The 21,227-nt window shown below is 73.2% G+C and carries 18 protein-coding genes and 2 pseudogenes; 13 read left to right on the forward strand and 7 right to left on the reverse strand.

The annotated features are described in order from the left end of the window. Positions 1-429 precede the first annotated feature (429 nt). The 6 genes and pseudogenes from C6N75_RS22385 to C6N75_RS22415 all read left to right on the forward strand — a co-directional run bounded on the left by C6N75_RS22385 (position 430) and on the right by C6N75_RS22415 (position 6,073). Positions 430-1,461: an MFS transporter gene (locus C6N75_RS22385; protein ID WP_105870697.1), complete on the forward strand. Its 1,032-nt coding sequence runs from the start codon at positions 430-432 to the stop codon at positions 1,459-1,461. After that, positions 1,458-3,758 carry a molybdopterin oxidoreductase family protein gene (locus C6N75_RS22390; RefSeq protein WP_105870698.1) on the forward strand — a complete coding sequence of 767 codons (2,301 nt, stop codon included), beginning with the start codon at positions 1,458-1,460 and terminating at the stop codon, positions 3,756-3,758. Before C6N75_RS22385 ends, C6N75_RS22390 begins: the two co-directional genes overlap by 4 nt. Positions 3,759-3,764: 6 nt before the next feature. After that, on the forward strand, positions 3,765-4,364 hold the full coding sequence (locus C6N75_RS22395) for a 4Fe-4S dicluster domain-containing protein (protein WP_105870699.1): 600 nt from the start codon (positions 3,765-3,767) through the stop codon (positions 4,362-4,364). Further along, on the forward strand, positions 4,361-5,125 hold the full coding sequence (locus C6N75_RS22400; protein WP_105870700.1) for a Rieske (2Fe-2S) protein: 765 nt from the start codon (positions 4,361-4,363) through the stop codon (positions 5,123-5,125). Before C6N75_RS22395 ends, C6N75_RS22400 begins: the two co-directional genes overlap by 4 nt. 230 nt (positions 5,126-5,355) lie before the next feature. Next, positions 5,356-5,697: pseudogene (locus C6N75_RS22410) on the forward strand (hypothetical protein); the annotation flags it as partial. A 52-nt stretch (positions 5,698-5,749) separates the two neighbouring features. Further along, positions 5,750-6,073, forward strand: coding sequence for a hypothetical protein (locus tag C6N75_RS22415; protein WP_105870701.1), 324 nt, complete (start codon positions 5,750-5,752; stop codon positions 6,071-6,073). 19 nt (positions 6,074-6,092) lie between these two features. Here the strand turns inward: C6N75_RS22415 and mscL are convergent, their stop codons facing one another. The 6 genes from mscL to C6N75_RS22445 all read right to left on the reverse strand — a co-directional run bounded on the left by mscL (position 6,093) and on the right by C6N75_RS22445 (position 12,224). Beyond that, positions 6,093-6,554 (reverse strand): large conductance mechanosensitive channel protein MscL, encoded by a 462-nt coding sequence (gene mscL, locus C6N75_RS22420; protein ID WP_105870702.1) that lies wholly within the window; start codon positions 6,552-6,554, stop codon positions 6,093-6,095. 150 nt (positions 6,555-6,704) lie between these two features. Then, on the reverse strand, positions 6,705-7,172 hold the full coding sequence (locus C6N75_RS22425; protein ID WP_322888068.1) for an RcpC/CpaB family pilus assembly protein: 468 nt from the start codon (positions 7,170-7,172) through the stop codon (positions 6,705-6,707). Positions 7,173-7,536: 364 nt separating this feature from the next. Continuing rightward, positions 7,537-8,577 carry an S-methyl-5'-thioadenosine phosphorylase gene (locus tag C6N75_RS22430; RefSeq protein ID WP_258177549.1) on the reverse strand — a complete coding sequence of 347 codons (1,041 nt, stop codon included), beginning with the start codon at positions 8,575-8,577 and terminating at the stop codon, positions 7,537-7,539. Between the two features lie 87 nt (positions 8,578-8,664). Beyond that, positions 8,665-9,018: an FmdB family zinc ribbon protein gene (locus C6N75_RS22435; RefSeq protein ID WP_105870704.1), complete on the reverse strand. Its 354-nt coding sequence runs from the start codon at positions 9,016-9,018 to the stop codon at positions 8,665-8,667. Positions 9,019-9,086: 68 nt separating this feature from the next. Continuing rightward, the gene (locus tag C6N75_RS22440) at positions 9,087-10,373 is read right to left on the reverse strand and encodes an MFS transporter (protein WP_105870705.1); all 1,287 of its coding nucleotides are present in this window, start codon (positions 10,371-10,373) and stop codon (positions 9,087-9,089) included. A gap of 210 nt (positions 10,374-10,583) precedes the next feature. Then, a complete protein-coding gene (locus tag C6N75_RS22445) occupies positions 10,584-12,224 on the reverse strand; it encodes a potassium/proton antiporter (protein WP_258177550.1) in 1,641 nt (546 codons plus the stop codon). Between the two features lie 303 nt (positions 12,225-12,527). On the opposite strand from C6N75_RS22445, the gene C6N75_RS22450 reads away from it, so the two are divergent. Continuing rightward, positions 12,528-15,461, forward strand: a complete 2,934-nt coding sequence (locus tag C6N75_RS22450) for a penicillin acylase family protein (RefSeq protein WP_105870707.1) — start codon at positions 12,528-12,530, stop codon at positions 15,459-15,461. A 90-nt stretch (positions 15,462-15,551) separates the two neighbouring features. Here C6N75_RS22450 and C6N75_RS22455 read toward each other — a convergent pair whose 3' ends face one another. Further along, positions 15,552-16,163, reverse strand: a complete 612-nt coding sequence (locus tag C6N75_RS22455; RefSeq protein ID WP_105870708.1) for a 5-formyltetrahydrofolate cyclo-ligase — start codon at positions 16,161-16,163, stop codon at positions 15,552-15,554. Between the two features lie 105 nt (positions 16,164-16,268). Here C6N75_RS22455 and galU point away from each other — a divergent pair, with 105 nt between their 5' ends. From galU to sepX, 6 genes and pseudogenes are all read left to right on the forward strand, one after another. Next, positions 16,269-17,180, forward strand: coding sequence for a UTP--glucose-1-phosphate uridylyltransferase GalU (gene galU, locus C6N75_RS22460; RefSeq protein WP_105870709.1), 912 nt, complete (start codon positions 16,269-16,271; stop codon positions 17,178-17,180). Beyond that, positions 17,177-18,493 (forward strand): molybdotransferase-like divisome protein Glp, encoded by a 1,317-nt coding sequence (gene glp / locus C6N75_RS22465; RefSeq protein WP_105870710.1) that lies wholly within the window; start codon positions 17,177-17,179, stop codon positions 18,491-18,493. Before galU ends, glp begins: the two co-directional genes overlap by 4 nt. Positions 18,494-18,614: 121 nt before the next feature. Next, positions 18,615-19,127, forward strand: a pseudogene (moaC, locus tag C6N75_RS22470) (cyclic pyranopterin monophosphate synthase MoaC); the annotation flags it as partial. A 137-nt stretch (positions 19,128-19,264) separates the two neighbouring features. Continuing rightward, the gene (locus C6N75_RS22475) at positions 19,265-19,792 is read left to right on the forward strand and encodes a MogA/MoaB family molybdenum cofactor biosynthesis protein (RefSeq protein WP_105870713.1); all 528 of its coding nucleotides are present in this window, start codon (positions 19,265-19,267) and stop codon (positions 19,790-19,792) included. Then, a complete protein-coding gene (locus C6N75_RS22480) occupies positions 19,789-20,412 on the forward strand; it encodes a GNAT family N-acetyltransferase (RefSeq protein ID WP_181160575.1) in 624 nt (207 codons plus the stop codon). The genes C6N75_RS22475 and C6N75_RS22480 overlap by 4 nt, the downstream gene beginning before the upstream one ends. A 175-nt stretch (positions 20,413-20,587) precedes the next feature. Next, the coding region (sepX, locus tag C6N75_RS22485) for a divisome protein SepX/GlpR (protein ID WP_322888069.1) at positions 20,588-21,227 on the forward strand (640 nt) is incomplete at its 3' end.

Genomic DNA, 21,227 nt, shown 5'->3' on the forward strand with positions numbered 1-21,227 from the left:
TCAGGTATTCCTCTACGCCTCGTGGCCCCGGATAGATTAATAGAAGACACCCCCCACCCGGCCGCCGCCCCCGAGGCGACCGGCCGGCCGCCGGCCACGACCACCCCGGGGGCCGTCACCCCGCCGGAGGCGAACGCCGGGACCGAGGACACCGCCCCGCCGGAGGCGAACGCCGGTTCGGAGGACGCCGCTCCGTCGGCCACAGCCACCCCGAAGGCCGCCACCCCGCAGGAAGGCGGCACCGGAATTAGGGCCGCCACCCCACCGGCAGCCGGCGCCGGAACCGGGGGCACCGCCCCACCGGCAGCCGGCGACGAGGCCCAGGGCGCATCCCCGCCGGCGGCGAGCGCCGGGGCCCGGGGCGCCGGGCCGTCGGGGGGTGAGGCGGTTGTCGGCGTCGGCGGCCCGCACGTGGCCGGGTCCGGGGGCATGGCGCCCGCGGAGGTGCGGCGGCGGGCCTCGCTCGTCGGGGCCGCCGTCTCCGCGCTGCTGGTGCTGGCGATCGTGCTCGGCAGCCGGCTGCTGCGGGACTTCGACTCCGCCCTCCTCCCGTACGCCGTCGCCACCGTCTTCCTGGCCTTCGGCGTCGCCTACCGCTACACGGTCTGGATCTCCGCGCCCGGCGCGCGCCGGCTGTTCGTGCAGGGCTGGCGCTCCTTCTTCTCGGCGGCCAACTTCCGCAAGGCGCCCACCGCGCTGCCGAAGATGATCGCCACCTACCTCGGCTTCCAGCGGTTCCTCGGGGCGCGCTCGCACGCCCGCTGGGCCGCACACCAACTGATCTTCTGGGGCTGTGTGATCGCCGCGCTGATTACCTTCCCGCTGACCTGGGGCTGGTTCACCTTCACCTCCGCCACCGGCGCCGGCCCCGGCTACGAGTGGCGGATGTGGGGGGTGAAGATCCTCGGCTTCGACGCGCTCAGCGTCGTCGGCTGGCTGCTCTTCCACGGGCTCGACATCGCCGCGATCCTCGTCATCCCCGGGGCCGGTTACTTCCTGTGGCGGCGGATGAAGGACCGGGGGGCGATGACCGGCCAGCGGTTCGCCTACGACCTCGTCCCGCTGCTCGCGCTGATCATCGTGTCCGTCACCGGGCTGCTGCTCACCTTCTCGTCGATCTTCCTGCACGGCGGTGGCTACGAGTTCCTGGCGGTCCTGCACATGGTTTCGGTCGTCTTCACCCTCATCTACATCCCGTTCGGGAAGTTCTTCCACATCGTGCAGCGGCCGGCCGCCGTCGGCATGCAGTTGTTCAAGTACACCGCCAAGCGCGACGAGAAGGTCTTCCCCTGCCGCCGCTGCGGACAGCTCATCGACACCGCCCCCTATGTCGAGAACCTCCAGGGGACCATGCGCGACCTGGATCTCGGCTTCGACGAGTGGGCCGCCTACTGCCCCCGCTGCAAGCGGGTGCTGCGCGGCAACGCCTACCTCACCCATGTCAAGAAGGGCTTCAAGTGACGGAGCAGCACACCTCGCTGGGCCCCACCATCGCCCCACCCGGGACCAGGGCGTTCCGGGACGCGGGCGGGCTGCCGGCCGACCGGTGGCACGCCGACCAGACCGGCGAGACCCTGGTGCCCACGCACTGCTGCTTCTGCGGGGTGCAGTGCGGGATGTACCTGCGGGTGGACCACGGCGGGCGCGTCTTCGGCGTGGAGCCCCGCAACCACGACATCAACCGGATGCGGCTGTGCCCCAAGGGCATCAACGCCTACCAGCAGATCAACCACCCCGACCGGCTGACCGCCCCGCTGATGCGCCGCTCCCGGGACGAGCCGTTCCGGGAGGCGAGCTGGGAGGAGGCGCTGGACTTCACCGCCGCCGAGGTGCGCCGCATCCAGCAGGCGTACGGCGCGGACGCCTTCGGGATGCTCGGCGGCGCGAGCCTCTACACCGAGAAGACCTACCTGGTCGGCAAGTTCGCGCGGGTGGCGCTGAGGACCCGGCACGTCGACTACAACGGCCGGCTGTGCATGGTCTCTGCGGCCGGCGCCAACAAGCTGGCCTTCGGCATCGACCGGGCCGGCAACCCGTTCTCCGACATCCTGCTCACCGACTGCCTGCTGATCGCCGGGTCGAACGTCGGCGAGTGCTTCCCGGTGATGACGCAGTACGTCTGGGGGGCGCGGGACCGGGGCGCGACCCTGATCGTGGTCGATCCGCGCGAGACGGCCATCGCCCGTACCGCCGACGTCCACGTGGCCCTCAAGCCCGGCACCGACTCCGTCTTCTTCAACGCCGTGCTGCACGTGATCGTGGCCGAGGGGCTGGCCGACGAGACCTTCCTGGCCGAGCGGACCACCGGGTGGGAGCAGGTGAAGGCCACCGTGGCCGGCTACCCGCCGGCCCGGGCCGCCGAGGTGTGCGGCGTCCCCGCCGAGCAGGTCGTGCGGGTGGCCCGGATGTTCGCCGGCGCGGACAAGGCGATGGCCTGGCACGCGCGCGGCATCGAGCACCACTCCCAGGGGGTGGAGAACTGCCTCACCGTGATCAACCTGTGCGCTGCCACCGGCAACATCGGGCGTCCCGGCGCCGGTTACGGCACCATCACCGGCCAGGGCAACGGTCAGGGCGGCCGTGAGCACGGCCAGAAGTCCGACCTGCTGCCCGGTGGCCGCTCCATCGCCAACCCCGAGCACCGCCGCCAGATCTGCGAGATCTGGGGCATCGACGAGACCGAACTGCCGCTCGCCGGGACCTCCATGATGGAGATGGTCTGGCAGATGCAGCGCCAGGAGATCCGCGGCCTGATCGGCGTCTGCAACAACCCCTTCGTCTCGCTGCCGCACTACGCCACCGTCAAGGCCGGCTACGACGCGCTGGAGTTCCACGCCCAGTTCGACTTCTTCCTCTCCGAGACCGCCACCAACGCGCACGTCGTCTTCCCCGTCACCGTCTGGGCGGAGGACGAGGGCGTGATGGCCAACGCCGAGGCCCGGGTGGTCAAGCACAACAAGGCCCAGGACCCGCCGCCCGGGGTGCGCACCGACACCTGGGTGCTGTGCGAGCTGGCCGCCCGGCTCGGCGCGGGCGACAAGTTCGCCTACACCGGCTCCCGGGACGTCTTCGAGGAGCTGCGGACCGCCTCCGCCGGCACGGTGAACGACTACTACGGGATCACCTACGAACGCCTCGAGGAGACCGGCGGCATCGCCTGGCCGTGCCCGAGCACCGACCACCCGGGCACCCCGCGCCTCTTCGAGGACGGCCGCACCTACCACGCCGATGGAAAGATCCACCTCCAGACCGTGGAGTGGCACCCGCCCGCCGACCCCTACAGCGACGACTTCCCGCTCTCGCTGACCACCGGGCGGACCGTGGCCCACTTCCTCTCCGGCAACCAGACCCGCCGGCTCGGCGGCCTGGTCGAGCAGACCCCGCGCCCCTGGGTGGAGGTCCACCCCTCGCACGGCTTCCGCAACGGCGACCCGGTCCGGGTGGTCACCCGACGCGGTGCGGAGACCTTCCCCGCCCTGGTCACCGAGGCCATCCGGCCCGACACCGTCTTCATCCCCTACCACTGGCCCGCCCCCACCGCCGCCAACGTCTTCACCATCGACGCCCTCGACCCCCGCTCCAAGATCCCCGAGTACAAGGTGTGCGCCGCCCGCGTCGAGGCCGGGGACGCGATCGACCCGGTGCCCGCGCCGCCCACCGCACCCGGACTCACCGCGTACCCGGAGACGCAGGTGTCCAGGACCGACCCCCTGCCGCCCACCGCCCCGCAGGGCCGCGGCACCGCGGAGAGGAGCTGACCGCGCATGATGGGCAGAACGATCTTCATCGATCCGGGGCGCTGCATCGGCTGCCAGGCCTGTGTGTCCGCCTGCCGCGAGTGCGACTCGCACCGCGGCAAGTCGATGATCCATCTCGACTATCCCGACGAGGGCCACTCCGTCGCCTCCCTTCCGACCGTCTGCATGCACTGCGAGGACCCGGTCGCCCCGTGCGCCGAGGTCTGCCCGGCCGACGCGATCCTGGTCACCGCCGACGGGGTGGTGCAGCAGGCCGACACCACCCGCTGCATCGGCTGCGCCAACTGCGTCAACGCCTGCCCTTTCGGCGTGCCGAAGATCGACCTCCAGGCGAAGCTGCAGATGAAGTGCAACCTCTGCTACGACCGCACCGCCTACGGCCTCGCCCCGATGTGCGCCACCGTCTGCCCCACCGGCGCGCTGTTCTACGGCACCGTCGAGGAGCTCCAGGCCGAACGCCCCGGCGTCCAGGTCGCCGACTCCTTCACCTTCGGCAGCAGCACGGTGCGCACCGGGGTGGCGATGGTCGTGCCCGCCGACCGGGTGCAGTGGCCCGTCCCCGGCGGGCTGCCGGTCGTCGAGGTCAACGGGGTGGACGTCCGATGAGCGTCACCGACCAGCACACCCCGCCTCCCCCCACCGGTCCCGGTGACGACGCCGCCCAGGACGCCCTGCACGACCGGATCGCCGCCGACTCGCTCACCACCCGCCGGGACTACCTGCGGATCGTGGCCACCGTCTCCGGCGGGCTCGCCGTCGGCGGGGTCGCCGTCGCCGCCGGCGTGCTGCACCGGCACGGCGACAGCACCACCACCCCCGAGCCGAAGAAGATCGCCGACCGGCTCGACGCCGGCCAGTCCATCGCCTTCCGCTACCCGGAGGACGAGGACCGGGCCGTCGCCGCCCGGCTGGTCGACGGCACCCTGGTCGGCTACTCGGCGGTCTGCACCCACCTGGCGTGCGCCGTGCTGTGGCGGGCCGACCGGGGCGCCGAGGGCGAGTTCTACTGCCCCTGCCACGAGGGCGTGTTCGACGCCCGCACCGGCGAGGTCACCGCCGGACCGCCGCCCCGGGCGCTGCCCAAGGTGCTGGTGCTGGAGCAGGAGGACGGCAGCGTCTGGGCGGTCGGCACCACCCGCTCCGGAGAGAGCGTCCAGGACGGGTTGTGCCGCCAGCTCGGCGGCGACCGCCCGGACATCGCCGCCCGGATCGGCTGCCCCGGCGCGCCGGCGAACCTCCCGCCGGGAGCGGGGGAGGGCCGGATCGAGGAGGGCCCCGGCGAGGGCCGGATCGAGGACGGCCCCGTCCAGCAGGGCCGCGCCGGCGACCGCCGCACCCAGCAGCAGCCCGGGAAGCGAGCCACATGAAGCCGACAGACCCCGTCCCCGGCTCCGCCGCCGGATCTTCCGCCGCCGGATCCTCGGCCGCCGGATCCTCGGCCGCCGGATCTTCCTCCGCCGGGTCGTCCTCCGCCGGGTCGTCCGCCGCCGGATCTTCCTCCGCCGGATCCTCGGCCGCCGGATCTTCCTCCGCCGGGTCGTCCTCCGCCGGGTCGTCCGCCGCCGGATCTTCCGGCGGCTCCTCGGGCGGCCCGCCGCCGGTCTACCGGCCGGGCAGCGCCGAGCCCCGGCTCAACCGGCCGCTGCACGAGCGGTACGCGCAGATCCGGCCCACCAGCGGCTACGGCGACCCGCGGGTCCGGCACACCGGGCCCGGCCCCGGTGCGGGCGCCGAGCAGGAGCCGGAGCGCTCCTCCAAGCTCAACGCCCGCCTCGCGCTCGCCCTCACCGTGGTCGTGGGCCAGCTCTGGGGCCTGACCGTCATCGTCAACGAGTGGATGCAGGGCGACACCGGGATCGCCTGGTGGGGCGCCGGTTTCCTGGTGCTGTCGTTCCTCGTCGTCCTCGGACTGTGGTTCCTCGACCCGAAGGACCGGTGACCGGGGCCCCGGGCCCAGCGGGCTCGCCCGCCCCCGGCCGTACGCTGGACGCATGAGGAACACCCCCGCCCCGGACGACCGGAACAGCCGTAGCAGCGAGAGCAGCCGGAGCACCCCGGCCACGCGGAGCACCCGGAGCACCCGGAGCACCCAGGGCGGCGACAGCGGCACCGCGACCGGCGCCGAGACCGGCCAGGGAAGCGACGGCAGCGCCCCCGCGCCCCGGCCGCGCACCCCCGCGCTGGTCTTCGACGACCCTCTGGACCAGCAGTCCTCGGACGACACCGACCGCGGCTGGGGCGAGCGCCCGGCGTCCACCGGCGGCGCCGCGGACCTGGCCCGCTTCCTGGACGAGAAGCCTCCCCACCACCTGTGAGACGCGGGCCGGGCCGCGGTCACGCCGCGCGCTGCGTCACCAGGTGGTCGCGGATCTCCTTCAGCACCTCCAGCTCGGTGATCGCGATCGTCTCCTCGACGCCCTCCTTCGCCTTCTCCTGCTCCGCCCTGCGGGCCAGGTACCGCGCCATGGGCAGCACCATCAGGAAGTAGACGACCGCCGCGGTGATCAGGAAGCTGAGCGTCGCGCTCAGCACCGAGCCCCACAGGATCGCCACGCCCTGGACGACCTCCCCGCTCTCGTTCACCTCGCAGGGGCCCTTCAGGCAGGACTGGTAGCTGTCCAAATTCTTCGTCCCGAAGGCGCCGACGATCGGGCTGATCACGCCTCGCACGATCGCGTTCACGATGTTGGTGAACGCCGCTCCGATGACCACGGCGACCGCCAGGTCGATGACGTTTCCCCGCATCAGGAACGCCTTGAAGCCCTCCAGCAGGTTTTGCTTGCTCTCCTCGGCCATCAGCCCAACGCCTTTCCTCGTCCGTGTGGTTGGCGAAGCCATTACGCCGCGTTCGTGACGTAAGCGTCCAATCCGTACACACGTACAGGTGACGGGCCGGACACCCCGTACGGATAGCGGCCCTCCCCGACGGAGGGGTCCCGGGCGGGCTCAGCACACGACCACCGCCAGTCGGGAGGCCGCGCCCGCGCCGGCCAGAGTCGCGGCGGTCGCCCGGGGCACGGAGAGGACCACCAGTGCCCCGGCCCCCACCCCGGATCCGTCGTCCGCCCCGATGTCCCCGTCCTGTCGGATGTGCCGGTCGGCGCGCGGGACCTCCGCCACTCGGGCTCCCCGGGCCAGCACCCGTGCCGTCGGCTCCTCCGCGGCGCCGCCCACCGGTCCGGCGTCCGCGGTGCTCGGAGCGGCGATTACGTCGACCCGGTCGCCGGGCCGCAGCAGCCGGACCGTCTCCGCGTCAGCGATCCGTACCGGCGCGGACACCAGCTCCACCGCCCGGGCCGGCCGGTGGCCGGGCTGCGGGGCCGCCGCGAGCCGCGGCCGATCGGCTCCCTCCCCGGAGCCGCGCTGCCCCGCGGCCGCCAGGGCGGCGGCCGTCACCGCCAGTCCGGCGGCCATCGTCCGCCGCTTCCGGCGCACCGCGCGGCGCAGCCGATGCCGTCCGCCGCTCACCCGCAGCGGCGCGAAACCGGGCACCCCGCAGGGAGCTGGAGAGGACGAACAGGAGGAGGGAGAGGAGGACGCGGAAGAGGAGGACGCGGAAGAGAAGGGAGAGGAGGACGAGGAGGAGAGGGGCGTCATGGGTTGGTCACCACCGCGGGAAGGACGCGCAGGACAGGACAGGACAGGCACGGAACGGAAAAAGTGCGCCGGCAGCATGCCGACGCACCTCACGATCCCGTACGTCCATCGATCCCGCTGGGGCCTGTGGACAACCCCGTAAGGGCGGGGATTCCCCGATACTCCCCGCCACTCGAAAGCGTCAGGGCAGTTCGATGCCCAGGTCCCAGCCGTCGTGCGCCTGGGTGCACAGGCAGCTTCGGCTGCCGTTCTCCGGAAGGGCGCCGATCGCGTCGAACAGCACGCCGCGCAGCCGGTCCACGTTCTCGCCGAAGACCCGCAGCACCTCGGTGTGCGAGACGCCCTCGCCGGTCTCCGCGCCCGCGTCCAGGTCGGTCACCAGCGTCAGCGAGGTGTAGCAGAGCCCCAGCTCACGGGCGAGCACGGCCTCCGGGTGGCCGGTCATGCCCACCACCGAACCGCCCATCGCCGCGTGGAAGCGCGACTCGGCGCGGGTGGAGAAGCGAGGGCCCTCCACCACGATCAGGGTGCCGCCGTCCACGGCCGCCCAGTCGCGGCCGTGCGCCGCGGCCAGCGCGGCCTTCCGGCCGTCCGGGCAGTAGGGGTCGGCGAACGAGGTGTGGACGACGTTCGGCACCGTGCCGTCCGGCAGCGGCTCGCCGTCGAAGTAGGTCTGCACCCGTGCCTTGGTGCGGTCCACGAGCTGGTCCGGCACCAGCAGGGTGCCCGGCCCGTACTCCGGCCGCAGCCCGCCCACCGCGCAGGGGCCGAGCACCTGGCGTACCCCGGCGGCCCGCAGCGCCCACAGGTTGGCGCGGTAGTTGATGCGGTGCGGCGGAAGGTGGTGGCCGCGGCCGTGCCGGGGCAGGAACGCCACCCGCCGGCCGGCCACCTCGCCGAGGAACAGCGAGTCGCTGGGGGCGCCGTAGGGGGTGGTCACCGGCACCTCGGTGACGTCGTCCAGGAAGGAGTAGAAGCCGGAGCCGCCGATGACGCCGATCTCCGCGCGCGGGGCGGGGGCCAGCCCCTCGAACTCGGCCTCCGCGGATGCCTCCGCCAGTGCCGCGTCCGCCGCCCGCTGGGCGGTGTCCACCACGGCGGCGGTGGCTCCCGCCTCGGGGCCGGACGCCGGAGCCACCGAAGCCGGCGCCTGCGTGCCCGAGGCCGTCACGTCGTCGTTCCCCATGCCGTTCCCCATGCCGCTCCCCATACCGTTCGCCATGCCGTTCACCCTAACGGGGGGCCGCGGCACGCACAGGGCCCCGCCGTACCCGAAGTACGGCGGGGCCCTGTGGAGATGAGCCGGGCGTCAGGCGGCGGACCCGGCGGCCGCCGGCTTGGAGGCCGCGGAGGAAGAGGAGGTCGACGCCGTGGAGGACCCGGACGAGGACGAAGAACCGGACGACGACCCCGAGGAGGAGGACGTCGAGGAGTCCGAGGACGCCGAGGAGGACGACTTCGAGGCCGGCGAGCTGCTCGACGAGGAGCCGCGGCTGTCATTGCGGTAGAAGCCGGAGCCCTTGAACACGATGCCGACCGCCGAGAACACCTTCTTCAGGCGGCCCTGGCAGCTCGGGCACTCGGTCAGGGCGTCGTCGGTGAACTTCTGCACCGCCTCAAGGCCCTCGCCGCACTCGGTGCACTGGTACTGGTAGGTCGGCACTGGTATTCCTCCTGGCACTCTCACTCGATGAGTGCTAACGACGCTCCATAGTGACGTATTCCGCTCGATCAGTCCACCGTGACCGGCACGCGGTGACCGACGCCACGTGCCACCGTGCGGGGTGCCGGACGCGGCGCGAGCCTGGAGCGCAGCGCCGTCAGGGTGACCAGCGCCAGCGCCGTACCGCCCAGCGGGACCAGGAATCCGGCGGTCGAGCCGTACGAGTCCGCGAGCCGGCCGGCGACGGTGACGGCGCTCGCCTGGCCGAGCGCCACCGCGCCGGTGAGCCAGGTGAACGCCTCGGTCCGGGCGGAGGCCGGCACCAGGTCCTCGACCAGGGTGTAACCGCTGATCAGGGCCGGGGCGATGAAGACGCCGACCACCAGGCCGAGGGCGCCCAGCAGCAGCATGGAGTGCGTCGTCCACAGCAGCGAGGCGGCCATCGCCAGGCCGGTGTAGCCGACCAGCAGCCGGCGGCGCGGCCCGGACTTCCAGGCGATGGCGCCGACGGCGACACCGGCCAGCATGTTGCCGGCGGCGAACATCCCGTACAGCAGGCCGTTGGCGCCCGGGTTGCCGATCTCCTCGGTGAACGCGGTCAGCGAGACCTGCATGCCGCCGAAGACGGAGCCGATGCCGAGGAAGGCGACGGCCAGCACCCGCACGCCGGGCACGGAGAGAGCGGAGGCGTGCTCGACCCGCTCGGAGGCGGCGAGCAGGCCGTGCGCGGGCTGGGTGCGGCGCTGGGCGGCGAACAGCAGACCGCCGACCAGGGTCAGCGCGGCCTCGGCGACCAGGCCGGCCGCCGGGTGGACGCCGGTGCACAGCGCGGTCGCCAGCACCGGGCCGACGACGAAGGTGAACTCGTCGGTCACCGACTCGAAGGCGGCGGCGGTCGACATCAGCGGGGACCCGTCCAGCCTGGCCGCCCAGCGGGCCCGGACCATGGGTCCGACCTGCGGGACGGACGCGCCGGTCGGCACGGCGGCGGCGAACAGCGCCCACATCGGGGCGCCGGAGAGGGCCAAGGCGACCAGCACCGAGACGGACGCGGCGTGCAGCAGGACACCGGGGACGAGGACCGTCCGCTGGCCGTAGCGGTCGGCGAGCTTGCCGCTCTGCGGGGCGAACAGGGCCATCGAGACGCCGGTGACGGCGGCGACCGCGCCGGCGCTGCCGTACGAGCCGGTGGTGGACTGCACCAGCAGCACGATGCCGATGGTGAGCATGGCGAACGGCTGCCGTGCGGCGAAGCCGGGCAGCAGGAACGTCCAGGCGCCGGGGGTGCGCAGCAGTTGGCCGTAGCCGGGGCGCGCGGAGGCGCGGGAGGAGTCGGTGGCGACCGTGGATGCCACGGCGGCGTGCCTTTCTGCCGCCTGGTAGCGCGCCCCCTGGGTGGCGGGGCGGCCGAGAGCTGTCCTCGTGCGCGGAACTGCGGTAGATACCGGCTCGCTGTCTGCGTGCGCCACCGGCCGCCATACGGTCGCGCCAGCTCTGCGTCAGGCAGAGTTGGTTCGATCAGTGTGCCTTCATGCTACAGGGCAGAGTCCGGCATATGCCTGGGATTACTCAGGAAAAGGCCGACTGAGGGCGAGATCACGCCGCCGCACTCCGGGCTGCCGCGGCCCGCCCGCCGTACCGGCCCCGGAGCCGGCCGAAAAGCCCTTCGTACCGCCGCGCAACCCACCGGTCCGCTTGGTGGCCGAGCGGACGCCGCCGCCCGAGACGGCGCGGGCTGGCGCGCGGCCGCCGGGTCCCGCGTCGGGCGCGGTGCCCAGCCAGTCGGCCAGCTTGCCGCCCTGGCCGACGGCCCGCAGCCGGCGCTCGGCCGCGTCCCGGACCGGGTCGGTGGCCACCACCAGCAGCTCGTCGCCGCGCCGCAGCACGGTCGACGGCGCCGGCACGAAGCTGCGTTCCTCCCGTACGACGAGGGTGACCGCGGCGCCGGCGGGCAGCCGGAGTTCCCCGACCTCGACGCCGTGCATCCGCGAGCCTTCCGGGATGGCGATGGACAGCAGGTGGCCGCGCAGCCGCTCCAGCGGGGCCGACTCGATGCCGAGGTCGGCGGCGCCGGCCGGGTCGCCCAGCCGCAGCGCCTTCGCCAGCCAGGGCAGGGTCGGGCCCTGGACCAGGGTGTAGACGACGACCAGCACGAAGACGACGTTGAAGATGTTCTCGCTGCCCTCGATGCCGGACACCATGGGGATGGTCGCCACGATGATGGGCACCGCGCCGCGCAGCCCGGCCCAGGACATCAGCGCCTGCTCCTGCCAGGGGATGCGGAACGGCGCGAGGCTGAGCAGCACCGACAGCGGGCGGGCCACCATGGTGAGGACCAGCCCGATCACGATCGCCGGCCAGAAGTCGTCGCCCAGCTCGTGCGGCGTGACCAGCAGCCCCAGCAGCACGAACATGCCGATCTGCGCGATCCAGCCGAGCCCCTCGGCGAAGCCCCGGGTGGCGGGCGCGTGCGGCAGCTTGGCGTTGCCCAGGATCACCGCGGAGAGGTAGACCGCGAGGAAACCGCTGCCGTGCAGCATCGCGCCGACCGCGTACGCGGTGACCGCGATCGCCATCACGGCGATCGGGTAGAGGCCGGAGGCGGGCAGCGCGATCCGGCGCAGACCGAACGAGCCGGCGAAGCCGACCGCCAGGCCGACCGCGGCGCCGATGGCCAGCTCCAGCACGATGGTGCCCAGCAGCACCCACCAGTCGTCGACCGGGCCGACCGTGGAGAAGGCGACCACCAGGATCACCACGGGCGCGTCGTTGAAGCCGGACTCGGCCTCCAGCGCGCCGGTCACCCGGCCGGGCAGCGGCAGGCGGCGCAGCACCGAGAAGACGGCGGCCGCGTCGGTGGAGGAGACGACGGCGCCGATGATCAGCGCCTGCCGCCACTCCAGGTCCACCAGGTAGTGCGCGGCCGCCGCCGTGACCCCCACGCTCACCGCGACGCCGACGGTCGACAGCACGGCCGCCGCCGGCAACGCGGGCCGGATCTCCTTCCACTTCGTACCCAGCCCGCCCTCGGCCAGGATCACGACCAGGGCCGCGTACCCGATCACCTGGGTGAGCTCGGCGTTGTCGAAGGCGACGTTGCCGATCCCGTCCTGGCCCATGGCGACGCCGATGCCGAGGTAGAGCAGGAGGCTGGGCAACCCGCTCCGGGAGGAGACCCGCACCGCCGCCACCGCGACGAGCAGCACGAGGGCGCAGACGAGGAGCAGTTCGTTGAGCTGGTGGACAGTCAGTGGCCGAATCCTTTCCCGGCGGACGCCCGCGAGCCCCGGCGGGCCCGTGGGCGGAGATGGTTCCAGGTTCGTTACTTTACCTAATCATTAACGCTTCCTTGATGCCGGGGCGGTGAACCAACCGTCCCACGGGCGGTGGCCCAAGGGGACGGACCGGGTCCAAAAGGGCCTTACTGGCACCGCGTCCGGGCGCATTCGGCGCTGCGCCTATGGTTGGCACCAGCACTCCCGGACCAGCCTGCGCCTCGAAGGACAGCGATGCCCGCCAACACCACCGCCCCGGCCGCGAAGAAGGCCAAGAAGAAGGGGCGACGCGCCCGCCTGCTCGTGCTCGTGCTGGCGCTGGCGCTGGTCGCGGGGGTCGGGTACGGCGCCTACTGGGGCGTCAGCACGGTCCGTGCGCCGTTCCCGCAGACCACCGGGACCTTGGAGCTGGAGGGCCTGTCGGAGCCGGTCGACGTCAAGCGCGACGGCTACGGCATCCCGCAGATCTACGCCTCCACCGACGAGGACCTGTTCCGCGCCCAGGGCTACGTCCAGGCGCAGGACCGGTTCTGGGAGATGGACGTGCGCCGGCACATGACGTCCGGCCGGCTCTCCGAGATGTTCGGCAAGGACCAGGTCGACACCGACGCCTTCCTGCGCACCCTGGGCTGGCGGCGGGTGGCCCAGCAGGAGTACGACAAGCTGCTCTCGCCGGAGACCAAGAAGAACCTCCAGGCGTACGCGGACGGGGTCAACGCCTACCTGAAGGGCAAGGAGGGCAAGGACGTCTCCGTCGAGTACAGCGCCCTCGCCTTCGCCAACGACTACGCGATCGAGCCGTGGACGCCGGTGGACTCGGTGGCCTGGCTGAAGGCGATGGCCTGGGACCTGCGCTCCAACATGCAGGACGAGATCGACCGTTCGCTGATGACCAGCCGGCTCAGCCCGCAGCAGATCAAGGAGCTGTACCCGGAGTACCCGTACGACCTGCACCGCCCGATCGTCGACCGCGGCGGCGTGGACCAGGCCACCGGCGAGTTCGACCCGTCCGCCGAGGGATCGGGCGACGGCGGTACGGGGACGGGCGGCAGCGGCACGGGGACGGGCGGCAGCGGCACGGGACCGGGCGACGGCAGCGGCACGGGGACGGGCGACGGCACCGGGACGGGGACGGGCGCGGACGACGGCACCGGTACGGGCACGGGCACGGGCATCGGCACCGGCATCGGCACGGACGCCGGGGGGGCCTCTTCCACCCCTCAGGGCGCCACCGAGGGCTTCCAGACCCAGCTCTCCGCGCTCTCCGGCTCGCTGGAGAAGATCCCCGCCCTGTTCGGCCCGAACGGCGACGGCATCGGGTCCAACTCCTGGGTGATCTCCGGCAAGTACACGACCACCGGCAAGCCGCTGCTCGCCAACGACCCGCACCTCGCGCCGCAGTTGCCCTCGCTCTGGTACCAGATGGGCCTGCACTGCAAGAAGGTGACCAACACCTGCGGCTACGACGTCTCCGGCTACACCTTCTCCGGCATGCCCGGCGTCGTCATCGGCCACAACCAGGACATCGCCTGGGGCATGACGAACCTGGGCGCCGACGTCAGCGACCTCTACCTGGAGAAGGTCACCGGCGACGGCTACCAGTACGGCGGCAAGGAGCTGCCGTTCGCCACCCGCGAGGAGACCATCAAGGTCGCCGGCGGATCCACCCGCACCATCACCGTGCGCACCACCAACAACGGACCGCTGGTCTCCGACCGCAGCTCCGAGCTGGGCAAGGTCGGCGAGAAGGCCCCGGTGGACAACCTCGCCCCGGACCGCGGCGACGGCTACGCGGTGGCGCTGCGCTGGACGGCGCTGGAGCCCGGCAAGACCATGGACGCGGTCTTCAAGCTCAACCAGGCGAAGGACTTCGAGCAGTTCAGGGCGGCCGCCGCCGACTTCGCCGTCCCCTCGCAGAACCTGATCTACGCCGACTCCAAGGGTGCCGAGGGCAACATCGGCTACCAGGCCCCGGGCCGCATCCCGGTCCGGCAGAGCGGCCACGACGGCACCGTGCCCGCCCCCGGCTGGGACCCGAAGTACACCTGGAAGAAGGAGTACATCCCGTACGAGGAGCTGCCCTGGGAGAAGAACCCGGACCGCGGCTACATCGTCACCGCCAACCAGGCCGTCATCGACCAGGGCGACTACCCCTACCCGCTGACCAAGGACTGGGGCTACGGCTCGCGCAGCCAGCGGATCAACGACCTGATCGAGGCCAAGACCAAGGACGGCGCGAAGGTGTCGACCGAGGACATGCGCGCGATGCAGACGGACTCCAGCAGCGAGATCGCCCGGCTGCTGACCCCGTACCTGCTGAAGATCGACATCAGCGACCCGCACATCCGCGAGGTGCAGAAGCTGCTGGAGGGCTGGGACTACACCCAGGACGCCGACTCGGCGGCCGCCGCCTACTTCAACGCCGTCTGGCGCAACACCCTGAAGCTGTCGTTCGGCAACAAGCTGCCCAAGGAGCTGCGGCCGAAGGGCGAGTGCCTGACCGTGCCGGCGGCCGACTCCAACGGACCGGCCGACGAGCAGGACAAGCTGGTGCGCGAGTGCGGCCAGCGGGACGCCGACACCGCCCAGCCGGACGGCGGCGACCGCTGGTACGAGGTGGTCCGGCGCAATCTGAAGGACGCCGACAACGAGTGGTGGGCCTCGGCCGAGAGCCGCACCCACCAGGCCACCTCGACCCGTGACGCGCTGCTCAAGCGGGCCATGGAGGACGCCCGCTGGGAGCTGACCTCCCAGCTCGGCAAGGACGTGTCGAGCTGGAAGTGGGGCCGGCTGCACCAGCTCAACCTGACCAACCAGACGCTCGGCACCGCCGGTCCCGGGGTGCTGAAGACCCTGCTCAACCGCGGCCCGTGGAACCTCTCCGGCGGCGAGGCCGCGGTCAACGCCACCGGCTGGAACGCGGCCGGCGGGTACGGGGTGGTGTGGGTGCCGTCGATGCGGATGGTGGTCACCGTCGGGGACTGGGACAAGTCCCGCTGGATCAATCTGACCGGCGCCTCCGGCCACGCCTACAACGCCCACTACACCGACCAGACCGACAAGTGGGTCGACGGCGAGCTGCTGGACTGGGCCTACGGGCCCAAGGCGGTGGACGCGGCGACCAGCGACACCCTGGTCCTCACCCCGCCGGGCGGCAGCGCGTCCTGACCGCCCGCCCGTCGCCTCCCCGAGGCTCCCCGCGGCTCCCGCCCCCGCACTCCGCGGGGCGGGAGCCGCGGCCGTCGCCCGCCCTCCCGGTCAGTCCCCGTAGCCGCCGCCCGAGACGCGGAAGCGCAGGGTGACGTCCGGGGTGACCACCGCGTGCACCGGGTGGTCGTGCGGCTCCTCCGGGACCCGCTCCAGCACCTCGTGCGCGTACAGCAGCACCACCAGCGCCGGGTCCGCGCCGGCCCGGGCGATCCGGGCCAGCACCCGGTCGTAACTGCCGCCGCCCCGGCCCAGCCGCATCCCGCGCGCGTCCACCGCGAGCCCCGGCAGCAGCACCGCCTGCGCCTGGAGCACCGCCGCCGGTCCGAGCCGCGGCCCGGCCGGCTCCAGCAGACCGCGCCCCGCCTTCGCGAGGCCGCCCGGCCCCTCGTAGACCGCCCAGTCCAAGTCGTTGTCCGGCAGCAGCACCGGCAGCAGCACCCGTACGCCCCGTTCGCGCAGCGCGTCCAGCAGGGCGCGGGTGCCCGGTTCGCGGCCCACCGAGACGTACGCGGCGACCGTGCGGGCCCGGGTCAGCTCGGGCAGCGCCATCGCCGAGGCGGTCAGAACCGCGGCGGCCGCACGGGCGTCCTCCCCGGACAGCAGCGACCGGGCCGCGAGCAGCTCGGCCCGCAGGAGGGCCTTCTCCGGTGTGCCGACCATCGTGCGGACCTCACAAACGTCTCTTTCGCTTACGTATGCGGATGAGTGGGTTAACGGCGGACCATTCTTCATCTTCTGCTCATAACAAACAGATATGGTTACCGCATGACTCAGTCGCACTTCGGACTCAGCAAGGCTGTCATCCCCGCCGCGGGCCTCGGCACCCGGTTCCTGCCGGCGACGAAGGCCACTCCCAAGGAGATGCTGCCGGTCGTCGACAAGCCGGCGATCCAGTACGTCGTCGAGGAGGCCGTGGGCGCGGGTCTGTCCGACGTGCTGATGATCACCGGGCGCAACAAGCGGCCGCTGGAGGACCACTTCGACCGCAACTACGAGCTGGAAGAGGCGCTGACCCGCAAGGGCGACACCGAACGGCTGGGCCGGGTGCAGGAGTCCAGCGACCTGGCCACCATGCACTACGTCCGCCAGGGCGACCCGCGCGGCCTCGGGCACGCCGTGCTGTGCGCCGAGCCGCACGTCGGCAGCGAGCCGTTCGCCGTGCTCCTCGGCGACGACCTGATCGACCCGCGCGACCCGCTGCTGTCGACGATGGTGGACGTCCGCGAGCGCGAGGGCGGCAGCGTGGTGGCCCTGATGGAGGTCGACCCGGCGCAGGTCCACATGTACGGCTGCGCCGCCGTCGAGCCCACCGCGGACAGCGACGTCGTCCGGGTCACCGGTCTGGTCGAGAAGCCCGAACCGGCCGAGGCGCCCAGCAACTACGCGGTGATCGGCCGCTACGTCCTGGACCCGGCCGTCTTCGGGATGCTGCGTGAGACCCCGCCCGGCCGCGGCGGCGAGATCCAGCTCACCGACGCCCTGCAAAGGCTCGCCGCCGACGAGAAGATCGGCGGCCCGGTGCACGGCGTGGTCTTCAAGGGCCGCCGCTACGACACCGGCGACCGGGGCGACTATCTGCGGGCCATTGTCAGACTCGCGTGCGAGCGTGAGGATCTGGGTCCGGAGTTCCGCACCTGGCTCCGCCGTTACGTCACCGAGGAGATGCAGATCCTGTGAGCACGACCTGGTCGGTGGACGAGCACCTGGAGGACGTCCTCCAGTCGGTCCACCCGCTCGACCCGATCGAGCTGCCGCTGCCCGAAGCCCAGGGCTGCGTGCTGGTCGAGGACGTCATGGTGCCGGTGTCCCTGCCGCCCTTCGACAACAGCTCGATGGACGGGTACGCGGTCCGGGTCGCCGACGTCACCGGCGCCACCGAGGAGTACCCGGCGGTGCTGAGCGTCATCGGGGACGTGGCTGCCGGCAGCGCGGGCCTGCCCACCGTCGGCCCCGGCCAGGCCGCCCGGATCATGACCGGCGCCCCGCTGCCGCCCGGCGCCGAGGCCGTCGTCCCGGTCGAGTGGACCGACGGCGGCTCCGGCGGCGGTCCCGCCACCTCCATGAGCCCGGCCGGCGCCGCCCCCGAGGGCGCGAGCGGCGAGGTCCGCGTGCACCGCCCGGCCGCGGCCGGCGCGCACGTCCGCCCCCGCGGCAGCGACGTCAAGGCCGGCGACCTCGCGCTCGCCGCCGGCACCGTCCTCGGCCCGCCGCAGATCGGGCTGCTCGCCGCCATCGGCCACGGCGCCGTCAAGGTCCGCCCCCGCCCCCGGGTGGTGGTGCTCTCCACCGGCAGCGAACTGGTCCAGCCCGGCGAGGAGCTGACCCCCGGCCGGATCTACGACTCCAACAGCTACGCCCTGGCCGCCGCCGCCCGGGACGCCGGCGCCATCGCCTACCGGGTCGGCGCGGTCACCGACGACGCCGACACCCTGCGCGCCACCATCGAGGACCAGCTCATCCGCGCCGACCTGCTGGTCACCACCGGCGGCGTCAGCGTCGGCGCGTACGACGTCGTCAAGGAGGCCCTCTCCTCGATCGGCGCGGACGACGCGGACGGCGCAGCGGGCGGCGGCGTCGACTTCCGCCGGCTGGACATGCAGCCCGGCAAGCCCCAGGGCTTCGGCGCCATCGGCCCCGACCGCACCCCGCTGATCGCCCTCCCCGGGAACCCGGTCTCCTCCTACGTCTCCTTCGAGCTGTTCGCCCGCCCCGCGATCCGGGCGCTGCGCGGCCTGAAGGACGTCCCCGACGACGCCCGCCCCCGCGTGCGGGCCGCCCTCGCCGCCGACGGCGCGCTCGCCTCCCCGGCCGGCAAGCGGCAGTTCCTGCGCGGCGTCTACGACGCGGAGAAGGAGCAGGTCACCCCGGTGGGCGGGGCCGGCTCCCACCTCATCGGCGCACTGGCCCGCGCGGACGCCCTGATCGTCGTGCCCGAGGACGCCGTCTCGGCCGAGCCGGGCGACGAACTGGAGGTCATCCTCCTCGGCTGACCTCCCCGACGGCGGGACGACCTCATCGGCTGACCCGCCGTCCCGGGCGGTACGGTGTTCGCGCTGTGCCTTCCCGGGGCGTCCCCGGGACCCCCGGGTCACACTGGTCGTGTACGGGGCGATGGCGCCGAACGCGAGGCGGAGACCGGCAGTGAGTACGACGCAAGGCAGCGGCCTGACCCACATCGACGAGTCCGGGGCCGCCCGCATGGTGGACGTCTCCGCGAAGGACGTCACGGCCCGCACCGCCCGCGCCACCGGCCGGGTGCTGGTCTCCCCCCGGGTGATCGAGCTGCTCCGCGGCGAGGGCGTCCCCAAGGGCGACGCGCTGGCCACCGCCCGGATCGCCGGGATCATGGGGGCCAAGCGCACCCCCGACCTCATCCCGCTCTGCCACCCGCTCGCCCTCTCCGGCGTCACCCTCGACCTCTCCGTCGCCGACGACGCCGTCGAGATCGCCGCCACCGTGAAGACCGCCGACCGCACCGGAGTGGAGATGGAGGCCCTGACCGCCGTCTCCGTCGCCGCCCTCACGGTCGTCGACATGGTCAAGGCCGTCGACAAGTCGGCCGTCATCAGCGATGTACGGGTGGAGGAGAAGACCGGCGGCAAGTCCGGCGCCTACCGGCGCGCTGAGGAGACGGGCGGCGGGGTCCCCGTCCCGCCGCTGTCCGGCGGCGGCGGGCCCGCCCCCGCCGGCGGCACCGAGTGGGCCTCCGAGCCCGCCGAGTCTCCCAAGGGCGCCCGGTGACCCCCCGGACCGGGCACGACGTGGGCGCCCACGACCACGCCGCAGCCCCGCCCCCGCCGGGCGGCCCGTACCGCGCCCTGGTCGTCACCGCCTCCACCCGCGCCGCCGCCGGGGTGTACGAGGACCGGGGCGGCCCGATCCTCGCCGAGGGCCTGGCCGGCTTCGGCTTCACCGTGGACGGCCCCCAGGTCGTCCCGGACGGCGAGCCGGTTGCCGCCGCCCTGCGCGCCGGGGTCGCCGCCGGCTACGACGTCATCGTCACCACCGGCGGCACCGGCATCTCGCCCTCCGACCGCACCCCCGACGCCACCCGCGCCCTGCTCGACCACGAGGTCCCCGGCATCCCCGAGGCGATCCGCGCGCACGGCCGCGGCAAGGCACCCACGGCGGCCCTCTCCCGGGGCCTCGCCGGGGTCGCCGGCCGCACCCTCGTCGTCAACCTGCCCGGCTCGCCCGGCGGGGTGCGCGACGGCCTCGCCGTCCTCGAACCCCTCCTCCCGCACGCGGTCGACCAGCTCCGCGGCGGCGACCACGTCCAGCCGTCATGACCCCCGGCTGGCCGGTGGTCCTGGCCGACGGCGCGGTGTCGCTGCGGCCGATACGGCTGCGCGACCAGCGGCTGTGGCGCGAGGTCAACCGCCGCAACCGGGACTGGCTGCGCCCCTGGGAGGCGACCATCCCGCCGCCCGCCCTCGGCACCCCGTTCGCCCGGCGCCCCACCTACCGCCAGATGGTCCGCCATCTGCGCCGGGAGGCCGCCGCGGGCCGCATGCTCCCCTTCGTCGTCGAGTACGACGGCAGGCTGGTCGGCCAGCTCACCGTCGCCGGCATCACCTGGGGCTCGATGTGCTCGGGCCACGTCGGCTACTGGGTGGACCGCGAGGTGGCCGGCCGCGGCGTGATGCCCGCCGCCGTCGCCCTCGCCGTCGACCACTGCTTCCGCCGGGTCGGCCTGCACCGCGTGGAGGTCTGCATCCGCCCGGAGAACGCGCCCAGCCGCCGCGTCGTGGAGAAACTCGGCTTCCGCGAGGAGGGCCTGCGCCCGCGCTACCTCCACATCGACGGCGCCTGGCGCGACCACTTGGTCTTCGCGCTGACCGCCGAGGAGGTCCCCGAGGGCCTGCTCCGCCGCTGGCACCGCGTCAGCCCCGCCACTCCCACCAATTAATTCAAACGTTCGATTACTTCTTCCTCTCGATTAGCTCACCCATTCGATTTCTCTCCCCCATTCCGGGGAATCCATCCGACCAGTCCGAAAAAATTTCCTTGATATCAGCCAGATCGTGCGACACACCGGCCCAATTGGGCGATGGCCGGATGCGAACCCCTCTACGGTGTGACACGTGAGCAGCAGCGGCCTCATCTACGCAGTCATCGTCGGGGCCTGGGCCGCCTACCTGGTGCCGATGTGGCTCCGCAGGCAGGACGAGCTGAACGAAGCCCGTCCGACGGAACGCTTCAGCACCGCCATCCGGCTCCTGTCCGGACGGGCCGGCATGGAGCGCCGGTACGCCCGCGAGCTGGACCGGCGCACGGCCGGCGACGCCCCAGCCGACGTGGACCCGGACGCCGTGACCGAGCACCTGGACTCGGTCGACGTCCGGGCCTTCGCCGCGCCCCGCACCGAGGTGCGCCCGGAGGCCCCCGCCGCCGGTGAGCCCTCCGCGCCGTCCGGCCCGGAGCGGCGCCCCCGCCCCGGCGCCGCCGCCGAACGCGCCCGGCGCTCCAAGTCGCTCGCCCGCCGCCGGCGCACCACCGTGGTCCTGTTCGCCGCCTTCACCGTCGGCGCCGTCGCCGCCGCCGTCGGCGGCCTGGCCTTCCTCTGGGCGCCCGCCCTGCCCGCGCTCCTGCTCAGCGCCTACATCGCGCACCTGCGCCGCCAAGAGCGCCGCCGGTTCGCGTACGTCATGGACCGCCGCCGCGCCGAGGCCGCCGCCCAGCGCCTGCGCGAGAACCGCCCGCGCCGCCGCTCCGCCCCCGAGC

Source organism: Streptomyces solincola (genome assembly GCF_002982015.1).
In the GTDB taxonomy this organism is placed as follows: Bacteria; Actinomycetota; Actinomycetes; order Streptomycetales; family Streptomycetaceae; genus Streptomyces; species Streptomyces solincola.